This is a genomic window from Crateriforma spongiae, assembly GCF_012290005.1.
GTDB lineage: Bacteria > Planctomycetota > Planctomycetia > Pirellulales > Pirellulaceae > Crateriforma > Crateriforma spongiae.
In genome coordinates this window covers 419,755-436,331 of record NZ_JAAXMS010000006.1, presented here as the reverse complement: position 1 = coordinate 436,331, position 16,577 = coordinate 419,755, and the positions used below count along the sequence as shown (strand labels likewise).

The 16,577-nt window shown below is 57.2% G+C and carries 15 protein-coding genes; 4 read left to right on the top strand and 11 right to left on the bottom strand.

The genetic code is table 11. The annotated features are described in order from the left end of the window. Positions 1-3 precede the first annotated feature (3 nt). On the top strand, positions 4-627 hold the full coding sequence (locus HFP54_RS18120; RefSeq protein WP_168566231.1) for an esterase/lipase family protein: 624 nt from the start codon (positions 4-6) through the stop codon (positions 625-627). 24 nt (positions 628-651) lie between these two features. Here the strand turns inward: HFP54_RS18120 and HFP54_RS18115 are convergent, their stop codons facing one another. Together HFP54_RS18115 and HFP54_RS18110 are read right to left on the bottom strand one after the other, a co-directional pair. Continuing rightward, positions 652-1,869 carry an App1 family protein phosphatidate phosphatase gene (locus HFP54_RS18115; protein WP_168566230.1) on the bottom strand — a complete coding sequence of 406 codons (1,218 nt, stop codon included), beginning with the start codon at positions 1,867-1,869 and terminating at the stop codon, positions 652-654. Between the two features lie 153 nt (positions 1,870-2,022). After that, the gene (locus HFP54_RS18110; protein WP_168566229.1) at positions 2,023-2,778 is read right to left on the bottom strand and encodes a hypothetical protein; all 756 of its coding nucleotides are present in this window, start codon (positions 2,776-2,778) and stop codon (positions 2,023-2,025) included. Positions 2,779-3,022: 244 nt separating this feature from the next. Here HFP54_RS18110 and HFP54_RS18105 point away from each other — a divergent pair, with 244 nt between their 5' ends. Next, positions 3,023-3,862 carry a hypothetical protein gene (locus tag HFP54_RS18105; protein ID WP_168566228.1) on the top strand — a complete coding sequence of 280 codons (840 nt, stop codon included), beginning with the start codon at positions 3,023-3,025 and terminating at the stop codon, positions 3,860-3,862. Position 3,863: 1 nt separating this feature from the next. On the opposite strand, the gene HFP54_RS18100 is transcribed toward HFP54_RS18105, so the two are convergent. From HFP54_RS18100 to HFP54_RS18060, 9 genes are all read right to left on the bottom strand, one after another. Next, positions 3,864-5,183 (bottom strand): sulfatase, encoded by a 1,320-nt coding sequence (locus HFP54_RS18100; RefSeq protein WP_390657754.1) that lies wholly within the window; start codon positions 5,181-5,183, stop codon positions 3,864-3,866. A gap of 239 nt (positions 5,184-5,422) precedes the next feature. Beyond that, positions 5,423-7,456 carry an arylsulfatase gene (locus HFP54_RS18095; RefSeq protein WP_168566227.1) on the bottom strand — a complete coding sequence of 678 codons (2,034 nt, stop codon included), beginning with the start codon at positions 7,454-7,456 and terminating at the stop codon, positions 5,423-5,425. Positions 7,457-7,618: 162 nt separating this feature from the next. Continuing rightward, a complete protein-coding gene (locus tag HFP54_RS18090) occupies positions 7,619-8,245 on the bottom strand; it encodes a DinB family protein (RefSeq protein WP_168566226.1) in 627 nt (208 codons plus the stop codon). 159 nt (positions 8,246-8,404) lie between these two features. After that, positions 8,405-8,764, bottom strand: a complete 360-nt coding sequence (locus HFP54_RS18085; RefSeq protein ID WP_168566225.1) for a hypothetical protein — start codon at positions 8,762-8,764, stop codon at positions 8,405-8,407. A 108-nt stretch (positions 8,765-8,872) separates the two neighbouring features. Continuing rightward, positions 8,873-9,568 (bottom strand): O-methyltransferase, encoded by a 696-nt coding sequence (locus tag HFP54_RS18080; RefSeq protein WP_168566224.1) that lies wholly within the window; start codon positions 9,566-9,568, stop codon positions 8,873-8,875. A gap of 135 nt (positions 9,569-9,703) precedes the next feature. Next, positions 9,704-10,294, bottom strand: a complete 591-nt coding sequence (locus HFP54_RS18075; protein ID WP_168566223.1) for a DJ-1/PfpI family protein — start codon at positions 10,292-10,294, stop codon at positions 9,704-9,706. Between the two features lie 70 nt (positions 10,295-10,364). Further along, on the bottom strand, positions 10,365-11,660 hold the full coding sequence (locus HFP54_RS18070) for a Gfo/Idh/MocA family protein (RefSeq protein ID WP_235951993.1): 1,296 nt from the start codon (positions 11,658-11,660) through the stop codon (positions 10,365-10,367). After that, complete coding sequence (locus tag HFP54_RS18065) at positions 11,660-11,950, bottom strand: hypothetical protein (protein ID WP_168566221.1); 291 nt, start codon at positions 11,948-11,950, stop codon at positions 11,660-11,662. The genes HFP54_RS18070 and HFP54_RS18065 overlap by 1 nt, the downstream gene beginning before the upstream one ends. After that, complete coding sequence (locus HFP54_RS18060) at positions 11,950-13,401, bottom strand: YeiH family protein (RefSeq protein WP_235951992.1); 1,452 nt, start codon at positions 13,399-13,401, stop codon at positions 11,950-11,952. Before HFP54_RS18060 ends, HFP54_RS18065 begins: the two co-directional genes overlap by 1 nt. Before the next feature lie 360 nt (positions 13,402-13,761). Here HFP54_RS18060 and HFP54_RS18055 point away from each other — a divergent pair, with 360 nt between their 5' ends. Beyond that, on the top strand, positions 13,762-15,831 hold the full coding sequence (locus HFP54_RS18055) for a histidine kinase (protein ID WP_168566220.1): 2,070 nt from the start codon (positions 13,762-13,764) through the stop codon (positions 15,829-15,831). A gap of 15 nt (positions 15,832-15,846) precedes the next feature. Next, a complete protein-coding gene (locus tag HFP54_RS18050; protein ID WP_146414493.1) occupies positions 15,847-16,530 on the top strand; it encodes a response regulator transcription factor in 684 nt (227 codons plus the stop codon). Positions 16,531-16,577: the final 47 nt, after the last annotated feature.

Sequence of the window (16,577 nt, the reverse complement as noted above, 5' to 3'; positions counted from 1 at the left end):
AACATGACCAAAACCGAATTTCCCGCGACCGGTCTGATACTGATCCCCGGATTCATGTCACCCGCTTGGATGATGCGGCCGCTGCATCGGGCACTACGTGACAGATTCGCGACCACCGTGCTGTTCGACTATCCACGCGTGTTTTCGAACCTGTCAAAAACTGTCGGGCAACTACGAAATCGAATCGACGCCGGACCAGTCGATCGCTGGGTCTTGGTCACTCATTCCTTTGGCGACTGGGTGGCACGTGCGGCTCTGTCACGTGGTGACCATTCCGATTCGCCTAAGGTTGTCAAAGCTGTGTCCATCGCACCGGTCATCGATGCCGTTCCGATGGCACGACGGGTGCGACCACTGCTGGGCCGATTCAGCGAAGAAATCCGAATCATGTCGGACCGCCGCGCGGTGCGATCGGCTTATCCGCCCAACGTCCAGCGAATCGTTTTATGGACGCGATGGGAATGGCTGATGAAGGCCCCGCCGAGTGATTTGCATGAGCTGAAAACGATCAATGCAACGCACAACTCGGTGTTATTTCAACCGGCGGGTATCACGGCGGTACGCGGAGCCATTCAACAATTGTGTGGCACTTCGCCCGCCGTCCAAGGAATCGCGGCAACCGTCTGATTCCCACGAATTGATGCAATGCGATCAGGGCTGAAACGGCATCGATGAGCGTTGCCTGTCACGGGCCGTCGCCACTTCGATTCGAGACAGAGACTGCTTCGACATCAAACCTTGATCAATCAAACGCCGCGCGGCGTCGATGCTGTCTTTGATCAAATACATCGGCACGCCCAGTTCATCACACTGCCGAACATACGCGTCCATTTTCTGATCGTGATGACTGATCGTTTCGGGATCCACGTCACGAATCAAGATGGCGGCGATTCGTTTCGGGTGCTCTGCGGCGATCTCGGCATACAGTCTGGCGTCTTCCTGTCCAGAGTCACCAATCAGGATGAAAGGCAAATCGGGATAGTCGTGCATCAGCCGCAACGCTTTGACCTTTTTTTGGTCATGACCTGACTTAATGAACTTGTCGCGATCGATTCCCAGATCGCGCAACAACAGCGGACCGGCGGGAATGGAATTCAACTCCAAGAAGTCCGATAACAAGTCGTGTAAGTTCCAAGGCGAACTGGACACGTAAAAGATTGGGTTGACTGGATCGTTGTCCAAACCGTCGTCACCAGATTCACGTCCGTCAAGTTCACCGTCGGCTTGCAACCGCTGGTAAAACTCGGCAACGCCGTCTAATGGCGCTCGTGTTCGCGCATTACCGAAGAACGTCAACTTGGCCATGGTCATCAGGCTGGTCGCACCGGTGTGCAAAATCGTATCGTCGACGTCGCTGACCACCGCAAAACGTGCCGATGGTGGCACCGCGAGGAAGGGACAAACAACGGGTGAAACGACATCCGAGTTTCCTGAACCTTCGATTCGCAACACCGCGGATGACCAATACGGAATCGGCCCGGCGGATTCGCCAACGCGGGGAACTTCCAGATGGAAATAGCCTTCCCGGTCACTGGTCGCCCGAGCATCTTGATCACCGACACTGGCACGAACGATCACGCCGGGGACTTCATCGGATGCAAACCGACGCACGGCGTCCAGCATGTTGTCCCACCAGCGGTCATTGCGAAAATCGGGATCCAGTGGCGGGTTCCGCAGCACACGTCCGCTCAAGTGAATCGATTGCCGGGTCGCGTGCCCCACATAAGGATAGAGCTGTGGCGTTCCCGGTTTGCCATACCGTTTGCGAAGCTTACGAAGTCCGGCGTCAAACGCGTCATCGACGTCCGATGCCAGGTGACGCGCCCACTGGTGAAAGGAATCCTGCCAATGTGCTTGTGGTTTATCCATCGCGATGGTGTGTGATGATCCAGGGCTTGGAAATTGAAAGTCGATGCATTCTGGAAAAGCAAACCCTATTCCAACGCTTGACTGGCAATCGACGGATCCGAAAAACGCTGGACGCAAAAAACCATCGACCTTTGGTCTCACCCGTCATCCGGTTTAGGCTCGCACCAACATCTGCAGCACGATCGATCCCATCAGCGACACGTGCGTGATGAACAGGATGAAATAGTGCCCCAGCCGAACATGGAATCGGATCACCGACACACCGACCAACAGATGCACCGCCGTCGTGATGAAAGGCAACCACTGGGCCTGATGAATGGAGCTTTCCAGGAACTGGCCCGACAGCATGGCGGTCAATATGCCCGGCATTGCAAGACTGGCCCAAACAGTCCGTGGAAACTCGTTCATCAAATCCGCATCGGTGTAAACCCAAGCAAACGGCAACATCATTCCCAGGACCAACACCACCAGTTCGGGACGGACCATGCGACGTCGCCACACACTGAATCCCCATGCCGACCAGGCACCGAGGCAAACCAGCACCGTCGTTGCCAACGGGATCTTCTGGCATCCGACGATCACCGCAGCAACAACCAAGGGCACCATCAACAGCCACCGCAATCCATAACGTCCTGGCCCAAGTTTCGATCTCGCCGACGTGTCGCCGATGCCAACCGACGAATCATCATTCAGTCGAAATGCGATAGGCCAATAGCGACCGGCGATAAAACAAAGCACGCTGGAAATGATCCAGCTGGCCAGCGGAATGATCCAAAGCAAATGGGACTGGTCGCTTTGGTCCGATTCCGTCCAATCGTAGAAACCCGGAATCGATAGCCCGCAACCGGTCAGCACCACCGCCGATGCGATCACAAAAGGCTTGGCGTTTCGTCCAGATGGGGTCCACATGCTTGGAAGGATCCCGCCGCAACCGAAGCGCGGCGCGATTCGTCGAAAATCGCTGAAAACTCTTCAGCCCCACGACCAAACGATGCGGGCGTACAGCAACGAAACATGCCCCAGTCATCCCACCAAGCAACTTGGGCAGACCACGCAGACTGGACAAGCCGCCCGACACAGCGGACTCAAGCCGCCGCGATCCGGCGTCCGATAACGCCCACGGGAATGCCACCAAAAAATGGACGGGGCTGTGATGAAGATCGATCAATCGGCGACCGGGTTTGTGACCTTTGATCAACGGCGACGCAACAACGACCATCTGGTCCAAAACGTGTTTGATCAAGTGCTGGAAGCCGCCGGGCGTGACGGGTACGCCAGCGCGGAAACGCCGGACGCGATCGACGGGCAGACACCGGGGATCGCCGAAGCCTGGGACCAGTGGTACCGCAACGAATCGCTGGGACGGTACCGACAAACCGAAAACCGACAGCAACTCGGCCAGACCTTTGCGGACGTCATGGTCCAGGCGTCGGAGTCGGCGGGCTATGTCGATCCGATCGGCTTTCTGAACCAGTTGTCCGAAGACCAGATGGAAACGGTCCGTCAGATTCATGCGCTGGCCGAACCGATTCGCGTGTCGTCGTTAAGCGAAGAAGGCGCACTGAACCTGTTGTTGCCGCCGGCCGCACAGATCGATCTGGACAACGACGGTCTGACCGAATCCGGCAAGGCATACGGCATTCGCTTTCCCGACAGCCAGACGCCACCGGATGTCGTGACCGCTTGGGATAACGCGACCGCGGACATGGATGAAAGCGAACGCATGATGCATATGCTGCACATGAAGTTGCCGGTGCTGACGTCCAACGCCGTGGTGAAACCGGACGGCACCTTTTCGCATTTTCGCCAGCCCGGCGATCCCGATTGGATCAACCCGATGGCCAGCGAAGACTATTCGTATCGCGGGGCGACCGAGGACATGATCGATTACCTAAACGCCTTTCGCAGCCAGATTCCGTCCGACCGCTATGAACGCGACATGGCATTCTGGCAAGCGTTTCGATCGGAACTGATCACCGCAGGCGTCGACTGAATCATTTCTTCCGTTTCGGTTTGACCGCATCGCTGGGCAACCACTCGGCCAAATCCTTCTTGACGGATGTAAACGCCGGATCGTTTGCCAAGTTTTTCCATTCGTATGGATCGGCAACGCTGTCGTACAGTTCTTCATCACCGTTGGCATAGCGAATGTAGCGATGCTGTTGCGTCCGCACGGTATGGTTCTCATACCCATGCGTGGTGATGGCGGGGTAATCCCAGGATGCGGACGGATCTTTCAACAGTGGCGTGATGTCGTACCCGCTGACGTGCCCGGGCTTGGGGATCCCGGCCAATTGACACAACGTCGGATAAACGCTCATGAGGTCAACCGTGCGTTCGCATCGGGTCGACGGCTTGGTCATTCCGGGAACGACCCAAATCATCGGCGTTCGCGTCGGTTCTTCCCAAAGTGCGAACTTACGCCAGTGTTCCTTTTCACCAAACGACCAACCGTGATCGGTCCAAAACACGACGATCGTGTTATCACGCTCAGGACTTTTTTCAAACGCATCCAACAGGCGACCCAGATTCATATCGGTATAGGCACACGTCGCCAGATACGACTGGATCGCTGCCTTCCAACGTCCACTCTTCAAGAACTTTTCGTGATCCCCGTTGCGTGCCATCTTCACGGCCGCGGGAGGCAAATCATCTAAGTCGTCTTCGCGGTGAGGCGGCAACTGAATCGATTCCAACGGGAACGCATCGTAGTACTTTCGCGGGACGACAAAAGGCAGGTGAGGCTTGTACAAACCCAACGCCAAAAAGAACGGCTGGTCGTCATCCCGGTTTAACCGATCGATGATGTAGTTGGTGCTGTGCCAATCGATCAAATCTTCGTCTTTTAGATTCGGATGCACTTTGTCATTGTGGTAACCGTCCATCTTTTCAACGTTCGGGCCGTTCAGCGTGAACCCGGTCTTGGACATGTATTCGGTCCACTCGGACTCGTGATAGTCCATGCTGTGATAGATCTTGCCAGCACCGGCGACATAGTAGCCGGCCTTTAGAAACTGAGCCGACAAACCATCGCCGGCCGGTTGGTGGGTTTTCCACTTGTCGCCATTCTTATAGCACCCGGTCACCCACGGACGGCGCCCCCCCATCAAAGCGCACCGTGATGGTTCGCACGCGGGCACTGCACAGTAAGCCTGTGTGAACGCGGTGCCCATCTTGGCCAGCCGATCAAAATTGGGTGTCTGGGCCTGTGGGTTGCGTCCCATGAAGGTCAGCCAATGATTCAGATCATCGACCGCGATCATCAACACGTTGGGCCGCTGTGCGTTATCCGCCGTCGCACTGTTGGCGAACATGCAGATCAGCGTCAGCGACACGATCGCCGCAGACAAGAAACGTCGCATCATGGAAAGGTCCTTCAATAAGGCCATGGGAGGTGGGAATGTAGCAGTGGTGGGCGGGATGGCCGGCCATCATCAGCTTGCACAAGCGTGACGGTCGCGACCAAGCGATCATCTTAGTCCGTCGACGATCGGGCCGAAACAAGCGGGACGACCACGACAGACGACGACCATGACAGACAGGGTGCACCGCTTCACCGCGACGGCCACCGTTTCAACACGTTGCCGTCGGTGTCTTCCAAACGCAAGTCTTTGATTTCGACACGCCCCGGGCCTTCGCACAAGTCGACTCGAATACCGAACACCGGTGCTTCGGATCCCGGATCGGCTTCCAACCGGACCGTGAGATCGTGCCATTGTTGATCGTGAACGACATCGATGGGCAACTGTTGCCCACTGGGAAGCTTTGTGGCTTGGTCGCGGGTCCAAAAAACATGACCTTGGCCGCTGGAATTGCTGCGGACGGACATCCGCAACACGAACGGTCCGACGCGCTGGCCGATGCCGACTCGGTCGATCGCCAGCCCCGGATCATCCCCGCGGCACTGCATCACCATGACGCCATCTTTCAACGTGATCGTTGTTCCGATGCGTGCACGCACGCCGTCAACTTCGCTGACGCGTGATTTGCCCGATGGTTTGCTTCTGCCTTTTCGCTTGGTCGCCTTTGCGTCACCAATCTTGCCGTCATCGCCGGATATTTCTCCTAGCGACCGGTACACCGGTTCGTCACCCTCGCTACGCAGTTTCGAATTCATCGAATCGGGAAACCAGTCATCCCATCGCGATTGAAGCTCCGCGACTTTGCCGGGCATGTTGGACGCCAAGTCATTGGTCTCGGTGCGATCATGGCGAAGATCGAACAATTGCCAGGGGCGACTCCAGTCCGAAGCCAGCTTCCAATCCCCCGCGATGATTGCGCGGTGATCGAACAAGTGAAAATAGAGCGCGTCGTGTGGACGCCGTTGCTTTCCTTGAAAGATCGGCACCAACGACTTACCCGGAAACGAACGCAGCGGCTGTCCGTTCGCCTGTTGCGGCCATCGACCACCGCTGACGTCGATCAGCGTGGCCATCAGATCAATGATGTGTCCCGGTTGATCGGTGATGCTGCCCGGATCGGTCGTCATGCCCGCCGGCCAGTGCGCGATCAACGGCGTGCAACTGCCCCCGTTAAAAACATTCCGTTTGTAGTGACGAAACGGCGTGTTGCTCAGATGAGCCCAACCGACGCCGTATTCCCATGCCGAATCACCGTCGGGCGGCGTCCCACGGCGGCCACGGTCGTATGGCGAGGCACCGTTGTCGCTTAAGAAAAGGATCAGTGTGTTGTCCAGTTCACCGGTGTTGCTCAGATGATCGACGACCCGTCCGATGGCTTGGTCCATTCGGTCGACCATCGCGGCGTAGGTGCTGAACCGCAGATCCTCAAAGTCTTGATCTTCCGCAGACAGTTCATCCCAGGCAGGAATGGTGTCTGGCCGCCGCGGCAAAGCCCACTCGCTTCGCACCAGCCCCATTTGTAATTGCCGTTGGTATCGATCCCGACGCAATTGATCCCAACCGGTTTTGTATTTTCCGCGATAGCGGGCGACATCATCGGGCCAAGCCTGCAGCGGACCGTGCGGTGCATTGAACGCTAGATAGACAAAGAACGGCTGGTCAGGATTGCCCTGGCGGACCTTATCAATGAACTCGATCGTGTAGTCCGCATTGGCATCGGTCGTATAAAAGCGATCATCCTTGGGCTGAAACGGCTGGTCATACAACCGATGCGACGGATGGCCTTTGAAGTAATTGCTGGCACCGCTCAGATGCCCAAAGTAGTGATCGAAACCTCGATCGATGGGATTGCCGTTCAAGTGCCACTTGCCCACCGCGATGGTCGCATACCCTTGCCCCCGCATGGCCTGTCCCATGGTTAGCCCGGTTTGGATGCCCAACCCACAATCGTGCCAATACTGGCCACTGACAAGCGATGCACGCGTGGGTTCGCACTTATGTGAATTGTAGAAACGGGCAAACCGCAAACCGTTCTTGGCAAGCTGATCCAGGCGCGGCGTTTGGATCTCGCCGCCATAACATCCCAGATCCGAATACCCCAAGTCATCGGCCAGGATCAAAACGACATTGGGACGCTGCATCGCCGTGTCCGCGAACGCCAAAACCGTGCCGAAGAAAAGACAGACCGACGCGGCAAGCATCGACCGATGAATGTACCCGAGCATTTTGGAATCGCATCCCGATCAATGGGCGACCGAACGCTGTCCCTTGTGGAACAGAACTGAAACGGTCGCCCATTCTATCGGAACCGATGATGCAACACGGGCCGCGGATGCCCACGTGTTCGGAGACACGCATTCCGGGTCTATCCGACAATGCTACCGGGTCTATCCCGCGACGCTTCCGGCAACCGCAACGGCTGGCATGGCGGTGCCGCCAAAGGCCGGTTCGGTCGCGTGGACCTGACAGTCGTGCTCCTGTCGTGCCAGTGTGATCAACATCACGTCCGGCAACGTGTCCACACCCAACTGACGCAGCATGTTGACCAGTTGTGCGGAGGTGTACTGGGCGTGCGTACAGACGTGCATCAAAACGTCGGCGCGAGGACATGCGTGACGCGTCCCATTGCCCGAACTGGTGCTGACCTTGATCACGGGACGCTGCAGGTCATCGCCGGTCAGCCCGGCCAAATAGTCCGTCCAGCGTCGGTCCAGATCGTTCCAACGACGCCTGAGTTCGGCCAAGTTTTCGATCGCTCCGTCGCCTTGCTGGTTTCCTGGCAAGCGTCCGCGAACGTCCCCTGGCATCACCGGGTCTTCGTTCCCCTGCAATGCTTCCAACCAAACGTATTCCGCGGCCATCAAGTGGACCAGGGTTTTCCAAATGCTTCCCTGACCGATCGACAGCGAGGTGTGCAATCGTACTTCGGCGACTTGGCCGACCGAGGCCAACAGTTGTTGATTGGTCCAAGTACGATGCTGATGCAACCTGCGTATCAAGTCGATGGTGGTCATTTCAGTGGGTGCCACGGGGGCGTTGAAGGGAAGCGTGTGATAACTGGCAACTGAGACAGATTGTCACGCATCCATGTTCGGCCCTTTGGACGACTTTGTCACAGATTTTCGCGGCACCTTGCCGATCGCTTGGGCCCTGGGGTTTGGAGCGCTGGCCGACTAGACCGCCGCCGAAGTCCAGGATGGTGGATCGCTTGCCGGGAACGATTCCATTCCCGCTTCGGTCACCCAGTCTTCCGATTCGACGGGATCAGACGTCGCAGGGCGATCCGTGGCAGATTCCTGTGTTCCGGCAACGAGTGTCTGATCGTCGCGCCAAGTCGAAACCAAATCGGCCGCCTGAGCGACGCGTCGCAGCAGGTCGGGATACGATCCCGGTGGGTCTTGCTGGGCGAACTGATCCACCTGTTGCGCCCACGCACTGGCAACGTCGTCTTGGTCACCGGCTAAATGTTCGGCCGATTGATTGACGCGATCACACAGTTGTTTCCACTGATCTTCGATGAACGGATGACGCATGATTGCACTCCTGCTTTGTGGGGGTAAGTCACGAAAAAAGTCGAGACGGATGAAGGGGCATCATCCGTTTCGACAAGTCGTGCAATCGTTGCGCCGAAACGGTGTTCGCTATTGCTTCTTCAGCGATATCGACATGCCGCCGCGAACCACCGTTTCCAATTTCGGGTTGGTCGTGATCGCTTCCATAAACGGCGGGTGTGCCATACGCGGATTGATGTTGTGCGCCAAAATCAAACCTCCCGGACGCAACATCGGCATCAACGTGTTTAGGTAATCGATGTAGCCTTCCTTGTCGGCATCCAGAAAGATCATGTCGACGGTCCCCGACAGCTTTTTCAATTCGACGTGTGCATCGCCTTCGACCAAGGTGATCACGTCGGAAAGCCCCGCCCGTTGAAAGTTTTCACGCGCGGTGCGAGCACGATCGGCGTCAATCTCGTACGTCGTTAGCTTGCCGCCGGTCTGCCGTAGCCCCAAGCCGATCCAAATGCCGGAAATTCCGGTGGAAGTCCCCAGTTCCACCACGTGCTGCGCATTGATCGACTGGGCCATGATCCGCAACAAACGGCCGTCGTGCTGGGGCACATTTCGGAAACGCTGATTTCGACCGATGTCATCAAGAACCGTTAACGCGTTGCGTTCAAAGTCGTCCAACGCAACGGGGCCTTTTTCCAGTTGAACGTCGCCGGGAATTCGGTCGCCGCTGCCGCCTGCACCACGCTGAGCCATCACGCGACTGGCACCCAAACTGATAAACGAGACGACCAACAAAGCGACGCCAACGCCATACTTAACCACAGTCATGTCAACCTCCGGAAGAAACACAAAACGATCAACCAAGTCAGATGTAACGAAACGTCGTCGTCCCCCACACGCCCCGCCGGTAACGCCCTGCGATAGCGAAACGATCGAATCGACGAACCATCGGCGACGACGCAATCAAGATGACGCGACAGTTCCCGCCCCACTTGTGGCCTTGACCAACATGTCGATCCACGGGCCCAGGTAATGTCCGTTGTCGTGGAAGGTCCGTCCGCTGACCAAATTTCCATCGACGACACAGGGTTCGTCGACGAAAATTCCGCCACACACTTCCAGATCGAACTGGCATTTGGGAACGGTCGCCATCCGCCGCCCGCGTACACAATCCGCGTACGCAGGGATTTCAACACCGTGACAGACACTGGCGATCGGTTTTTCCGCCGCGAAAAATGCCTTCGTCACGCGAACCAGGTCCCGGTCGTAACGGATGTATTCCGGTGCACGCCCGCCGGAAAACATGATGCCGGCATACTGATCGGGATCGATTTCGGCAAACGTGATGTCCGCCTCAATCGTGTAGCCTTCCCATTCCTTGGTGATCGTCCAACCGGGTTTCACTTCATGCATCACCATCTGGTAACGACGTTTTTCCGGCGCGGCGACCACGGGCTGCATCCCCGCTTCGATCAAACGGTAAAACGGATACATCGTGTCCAGCGTTTCGCTGGCATCACCAATGATGATCAAGACTTTGGGACGTTCCGACATGGCGTGGTCCGGGTTTCAATGCGAGGGAGGTGAATCAGAAATTTAAGCGGTCGATAAAACGATTCGCGATTCAGACGACTTCGAATCCGCTGCGTTGCGGACGCCGCATCATGTCGTTGGCCGCTGAATCGTCACCAAAGTTTTCTGCGACCGGATCCCAAGTCAACGAACGCCCCAGTCGCATCGACAAATTGGCCAAGTGGCAAGTCGTGGCGCTGCGGTGTTGACTCTCCACGTCCGAGATCGGCGTCCGGCGGGAATGGACACAGTCAAAGAAGTTGCCCATGTGGTTGATAATCGCGTCCAATTTTCCGGCACGCGGTGGACGCTGGAGATTATCGTCTTCATACAGCGTGTACGTTTCGCGGGGCAGCGGTTCGGTTTCCAGTCGCTGCACCGGAGCCCCGTCCAACACGCTGCGATTGACGAACAGACGTCCTTGGTCACCTTCGAACAAAATACCGCGTCGACCGGTGTCGCGGACCAACAACTGCACTCCGTTTTGGTACTGGATATCGGCTTCGAAATCGGTGGCGACGTTGTAACCGTCGGCGATGCCGGGAAGCTTGGCACGCGTCTCGATCTGCGTCGGCAGCGATCCGATCGCCCATTGGGCGATGTCGACATGGTGGGCTCCCCAGTCGGTCATTTTTCCACCGGCGTATTCGTACCACCAGCGAAACGTGTAGTGACACCGCTCGGCAAGATAAGGCACGCGCGGTGCCTGGCCCAGCCAAAGATCCCAATTCAAGTGACTGGGAACGGGAACCGGTTGAAACGGCCCGCCACTGGGGTTCTTGTCTGTGGTGCAGGTCACGCGACGTAATTTTCCGATCCGTCCGGCACGCACCATCTCGGCAGCCAAGCGAAACCGCGAATCGTTTCGCTGCCAAGTTCCGACTTGGATCACACGATCATGGGACGCGGCCACGTCGCGAATGACTTTGCCTTCGTCGATGGTCAACGTTAGCGGTTTTTCGCAATAGACGTCTTTGCCCGCTCGCACGGCATCGATCAGCATCTTGGCATGCCAGTGGTCCGGTGCGCCGATCAACACCACGTCGACGTTCTTGTCGGCCAACAGTTCCTGATAATCTTCGCTGATCTTGGGCGTGCTGCCGAAACTGGCGCGGGCCTGTTCGCGGACATGCCGATCCACGTCGGCGATGCGAACGACGTCTCCGTACAGCCTTGCCTTCTCGGCGATTACCGATCCCTGGTATCGCATGCCGATGGCACCGATGCCGACGCGTTCAACTTTGTGTTTGGATTTTTCGCCGGCGGTGTCCGCCGTGGCGTTTCGCAGATTTGCTGCGGTGGCAACGCTGGTCGCCGCGACCGCTTGCAAAAAGCTTCGTCGTTTCATCATTCACCGGTGGGTTGGATGGTGGAAGGCGGGAATCCCGTCGACCGGCCGGCCAATTCTTCGGCCCGTCGTCGATCCAGGATCCACTCCATCCTATCCAACTCGGTGTAGTACATGGCGCTGGGATCGATCCCTTCGCTCTTGAGCCAGCGGACGCGTTGTCGAACGGCTGGACGTTTGGCCACGGCAGGCAGCACCACCAACCAAATCGTTGCCAGCACCGTTACCGCCAAGCCCAACGCCAAACGTCGTCGGTTGGCCGATCGTCGAAGGTTGTTCGTCAATCGCATCACGGTGTGGCCGTCGTTGGGAAGACGACTTTGAACATCAGATACGCCATGACCAAGGTCAAAACCAAGTTCAGCGACTGTCCGCACACGTACAGAATCAACGGTTTGCCACCCTTCAGCTGTGGCAACAATTGACGAAAGTTCGTTTCCAGCCCGATGCAAACGAAAGCAAGGCAGAAGAACCAGCCACGCAAGGTTTTTGTCGAACCCTTGATCATCGCATTGACCAACTCCGGTCCGGCGGGCAGTGTCGCGTACAGAATCGAAAACAAGACCGACATCGCGATGAAGCCCAAGACGAACTTGGGAAAGCGGTACCAGATTTCCGAAACACCGACACGCGGACCCGCCGGATCGCGTTCGACGTAAGTCACCCAATACACGGCGACACAAAACGCCGTGACGCCGATCAAAATGTTTTGAATCATCTTCACCGTCGCGGCGACTTCCAACGCATCATCGCCCAGCACGGCGCCCGCCGCGGCCACCGCACCAGTTGAATCGATCGTCCCGCCCAGCCAAGCGCCCCCCAGAATCGGGTCCATACCGACCGCTTTGATGATCGCCGGCAAGACGACCATCATGATGACGGTGAAGCTTAGCGACAGACCGATCGCCAGCGACAATTCTTCCTTTTTGGCTTTGCACGACGCCGCCGTCGCGATCGCCGCCGAAACCCCGCAGACGGACATGTCCGCGGAGACCACCATGTTCAATGATTTGGAAGGAACCTTCAAAACCTTTTGGCCAAACACATACGTGGAAATCAACACGACCGGTGTCACCACCCAAGCGACGAACACGCCGGGCACCCCCAACGCCAATAAGCGGCTCATCAAGACTTCCGCTCCCAACAGGACCAAGCCCGTCTTGATAAAGAACTCCGTTAAAATCGCTGGCCGCAAAAACTCCGGCGTGCCGACGGTGTTGCTGATCACCAAACCGACCAGCAATGCCCACAACGCGTATTCCAAGTTGTAAGACTTCAAGACTTCCTGGCCGGCCATCACGTAGGCCAGGGCCGCCAGGGCAAACACCGCCGGAAAAGCCACCAAAAACTGCTTGGCCGATCGACCGCGCAACTGCATCGCCAAGGCGAACAACACGCCGATCGTGACAAGAGCGCCGGCGATTCCGATCCAGTTGCCCGCCAACCCGGCCAGCGGATTGACCGACCAACCGCCCGGCTTGGCCAAGAACGATTTCAGCGGGCTGACCACATCCATCGGTTCACCGGCCGCAATGCTTTCTTCCAGTCCGACCGGACGGCCCAGCCAAACCGCTGCCATGCAGATCAACAACAGCGTGCCGCCGCACCAGATCGCCCACCAGTCTTCGCTGGTCCGCATATCGGTGATCCAATTCGGTCGCTGTGGCGGCGTTACGGATTCGGTGGTCGAGTTTTCAGCGGTCGAGGATTCGGTGGGGACGTTCTCCGGGTCTTGATTCATTCAGACGGCTCGGCAAGAGGTGGGATGCGTCAGGGAGGGGCGGTGGGCGAGCGGATGTTGATCGCGTCGCGACAGGATCAGACACCAGCGGTTGACTATGCTCCAATCTTCAAACCCGACATTTTCCCGCCGGACCCTCCAACTTGCAACGGCCAGTCGTCCAACATTCAGTCCTGCGGCAACGGCGATCCGGCAACCAGGTTCCGTCATCTGCATCGTCACGATTGGCGGGCGGTCGGGTTTCGCTTCCGCTCGGCTGATCCACGATGTGGTTAAACTGGACCGGGGCGCCCCACCCGCCAAAGCCCGCGACCTTTGGTCGCGATCTTCCTGTCCCCACGCCACGTCGCCACCGAATTGATGAACTTGTTGCCCGATCGTTTTTCGCGATGGATCGCCGAAAGCCGGCGTTGGCGACTGATCCTGCTTGTGGGCGGCCTTGGGATGCTGGCCCTGATGATGACACTGGTGTTGCGAGTCGACGGACGCTGGTTGCCGGCGGAGGTCCGACGTCTGCAACAAGAAGAAGCGTACTTGTCGTCCACGGTGGACCGCGACGTTTTGTACGAACCTCAAGATCCCTTGCGGGCCGGATTCCACACGCGATACCAGGATTCTGCCGACGCCAACGAATGGGTCATCGTGGATCTGGGCAAAGAATTTGCATTGGATCGAATCGTTCTGGCGCCCACATGCATCCGCGACAACAACAATCGTTTGGTCACCGGATATGGTCTGCCCCGACACGTCAAAATCGAAGCCTCCGATACCGAAGACTTTGCGTCGCCGCGATTGCTGGCTGAACGACAACTAAATGCATCGGAGACGACGGGGCGTTACCCGATTCAGTTCGTTTCGCACGGCCGACGTGGACGATTCATTCGGGTGACTCTTTCGGAATTGGCCGACAAGGACGGACAGTATTTTGCGTCGCTGGGCGAACTGATCGTCATTTCGGGCAATCGGAATGTGGCCCAGTGGCGACCACTGAAGACGTCCAGTTCGATTGAGACCGACATGCGATGGTCAGTGGAATTTCTAGTCGACGAATTCTCAATCCTGTCGGCTCCACAGATTGCCACGCCAAGCAGCACCGATGGCTATCTCGTCCGTGACACCCTGACACTGCCCCATGAAATCGTCGTCGATTTGGGTCAGACCTACGACATCGATGAACTGAGGTTGTATCCGGCACAGCCGAAATCGGAACCCTTCACACCGGGCTGGGGATTTCCGGCACGATTCCGCGTGGAAGTCAGTCAAACCGCGGATTTTGCTGACCCGACGGTGCTGCTGGGTTTCGAAGGATTTGATCTTAGGCACTGGACGGATCGACCGCTAATCATTCCCGTTGGCACGCGTCCGTTCTTCACTCGCAACCAACCCCTGTTCGCCGCCTCTCCGTCGGAATCCATTCCGGAAATGCCCGTTGACCCGGTCACCGCACGCTTCGTCAAAGTGTACGTATCGGGCAGTGATTCACGACTATCGCCTCCCGTGATCGCGTTAGCAGAACTACAAGTTTTCGCGGGCAATGAGAACGTTGCACTTGGAAAATCTGTCTCGGCATCCGAAACGTCGGAACGCTGGAGTTCATCGGCACTGGTCGATGGATTCAACAGCCGCTGGAAACTGATTCCCGACTATGATTGGTTGGTGCGAATCAAACGCCGACAATTCGACGAACAGGCGTTACAGAAGATTCGTGGTGAATTGGGCAATGCCTATTCGCAACTGTGGCGGCGTTTGGCGGCCGGCGGCGGAGCGACGATTTTGGTGATCATCGGATCGCTGACTTGGGGCATGACCAGCGAACGCGCCCGAGCGAAACGAGAAACCAAACGTCTTCGTGATCGCATCGCCAGCGATTTGCACGATGACATCGGCAGCAATCTGGGAACCATCCGATTGATCAGCCAAACGATCTTGATGAACCCGCATTGCGATGACGAACTCCGCCAAGACATCCACGAGATCGCCAAGATCGCCACCGAAACAAGCGATTCGATGCGTGACATCTTGTGGCTGATCAAGCCGACAACGATGAATTTGGATGAATTTGTGGGTCGTCTACGACAGACCGCCAACCGAATGCTGGGACACTGTCAGTTACAAGTCGATGTGACCGAGAACATCCCTGCGATGGAGGTCTCGGTCGCTTGGCGACGGAATGTTTTCTTGTGCTATAAAGAATTGCTTCACAACCTGCAAAAACACGGACATCCCGAACACGTTTCCATCTGGATCGAATACCGGGCACCACGATTTCAGATCGTTATCACCGACGACGGCCGAAAGTTCCATCCCGCCACCGTGCATCGGGGCGAAGGCCTGACCAACATCGAAAAACGTATGCGAGAAATTGGCGGCCACATCCGCTTTGTCCAACAAGATCGACGTGTCGCAACGTTGCAAACGAAAATCAGCTAAACTTCGCCGCCACTTATGAACCCTGAACACAACGCCGAAATCTCACCCGCGGCCACGCCCGGTTCGAATATCCGAGTCTGGTTGATCGAAGACAACGATGCGTACCGACGTAGCTTGTCACGCGTCATCGACCTGCTGGACGACTGCGTATGCGAATACGATTTTGACAGCGCCGAATCGGCGATCCGGCGATTCAAGGAAGGCAGACAACCGGATGTCGTCTTGTTGGACATTGGCTTGCCGGGTATCGATGGCATCACAGCGATCGGCCAGATTCGAGAGATCTATCCCGATTGCAAGCTGGTCATCCTGACGGTCTTTGACGATCACGATCGCATCTTCGGTGCCGTGTGTGCCGGCGCCGATGGCTATCTGTTGAAAACTTCGTCCAACGAAGATATCGAGCGGGCGATTCGTGAAACCCTTGCCGGCGGCGCTTCGATGACGCCGCAAGTGGCTCGAAAAGTCCTCACGCTGATGAACCATTCGCGACCGACCGCCGACGACAGCGGTCTTTCGCCCAGAGAAATGGAAGTGCTCAGCCGTCTAGTCGAAGGCATGACCAAGGAGGAGATCGGGGTCGCGTTGGGCATCAGCCGACACACCGTCGACAAACACGTTCGCGCGATCTACCAGAAGTTACACGTCAACACGCGCGCCGGCGCGACGGCGGCAGCCATCCGCCGTGGATTGGTTTGAATCTTGCCTTCGGGCAGACTTGTTGCCGCACCCAAACGAACCGCCGC

Excerpts from the sequence above, each read along its gene's own strand:
- HFP54_RS18075 (WP_168566223.1), bottom strand. The coding sequence starts at position 10,294 with ATGTCGGAACGTCCCAAAGTCTTGATCATCATTGGTGATGCCAGCGAA.
- HFP54_RS18120 (WP_168566231.1), top strand. The coding sequence starts at position 4 with ATGACCAAAACCGAATTTCCCGCGACCGGTCTGATACTGATCCCCGGA.
- HFP54_RS18065 (WP_168566221.1), bottom strand. The coding sequence starts at position 11,950 with ATGCGATTGACGAACAACCTTCGACGATCGGCCAACCGACGACGTTTG.
- HFP54_RS18080 (WP_168566224.1), bottom strand. The coding sequence starts at position 9,568 with ATGACTGTGGTTAAGTATGGCGTTGGCGTCGCTTTGTTGGTCGTCTCG.
- HFP54_RS18050 (WP_146414493.1), top strand. The coding sequence starts at position 15,847 with ATGAACCCTGAACACAACGCCGAAATCTCACCCGCGGCCACGCCCGGT.
- HFP54_RS18115 (WP_168566230.1), bottom strand. The coding sequence starts at position 1,869 with ATGGATAAACCACAAGCACATTGGCAGGATTCCTTTCACCAGTGGGCG.
- HFP54_RS18055 (WP_168566220.1), top strand. The coding sequence starts at position 13,762 with ATGAACTTGTTGCCCGATCGTTTTTCGCGATGGATCGCCGAAAGCCGG.
- HFP54_RS18110 (WP_168566229.1), bottom strand. The coding sequence starts at position 2,778 with ATGTGGACCCCATCTGGACGAAACGCCAAGCCTTTTGTGATCGCATCG.
- HFP54_RS18100 (WP_390657754.1), bottom strand. The coding sequence starts at position 5,183 with ATGTTCGCCAACAGTGCGACGGCGGATAACGCACAGCGGCCCAACGTG.
- HFP54_RS18070 (WP_235951993.1), bottom strand. The coding sequence starts at position 11,660 with ATGAAACGACGAAGCTTTTTGCAAGCGGTCGCGGCGACCAGCGTTGCC.
- HFP54_RS18085 (WP_168566225.1), bottom strand. The coding sequence starts at position 8,764 with ATGCGTCATCCGTTCATCGAAGATCAGTGGAAACAACTGTGTGATCGC.
- HFP54_RS18060 (WP_235951992.1), bottom strand. The coding sequence starts at position 13,401 with ATGAATCAAGACCCGGAGAACGTCCCCACCGAATCCTCGACCGCTGAA.
- HFP54_RS18095 (WP_168566227.1), bottom strand. The coding sequence starts at position 7,456 with ATGCTCGGGTACATTCATCGGTCGATGCTTGCCGCGTCGGTCTGTCTT.
- HFP54_RS18090 (WP_168566226.1), bottom strand. The coding sequence starts at position 8,245 with ATGACCACCATCGACTTGATACGCAGGTTGCATCAGCATCGTACTTGG.
- HFP54_RS18105 (WP_168566228.1), top strand. The coding sequence starts at position 3,023 with ATGAAGATCGATCAATCGGCGACCGGGTTTGTGACCTTTGATCAACGG.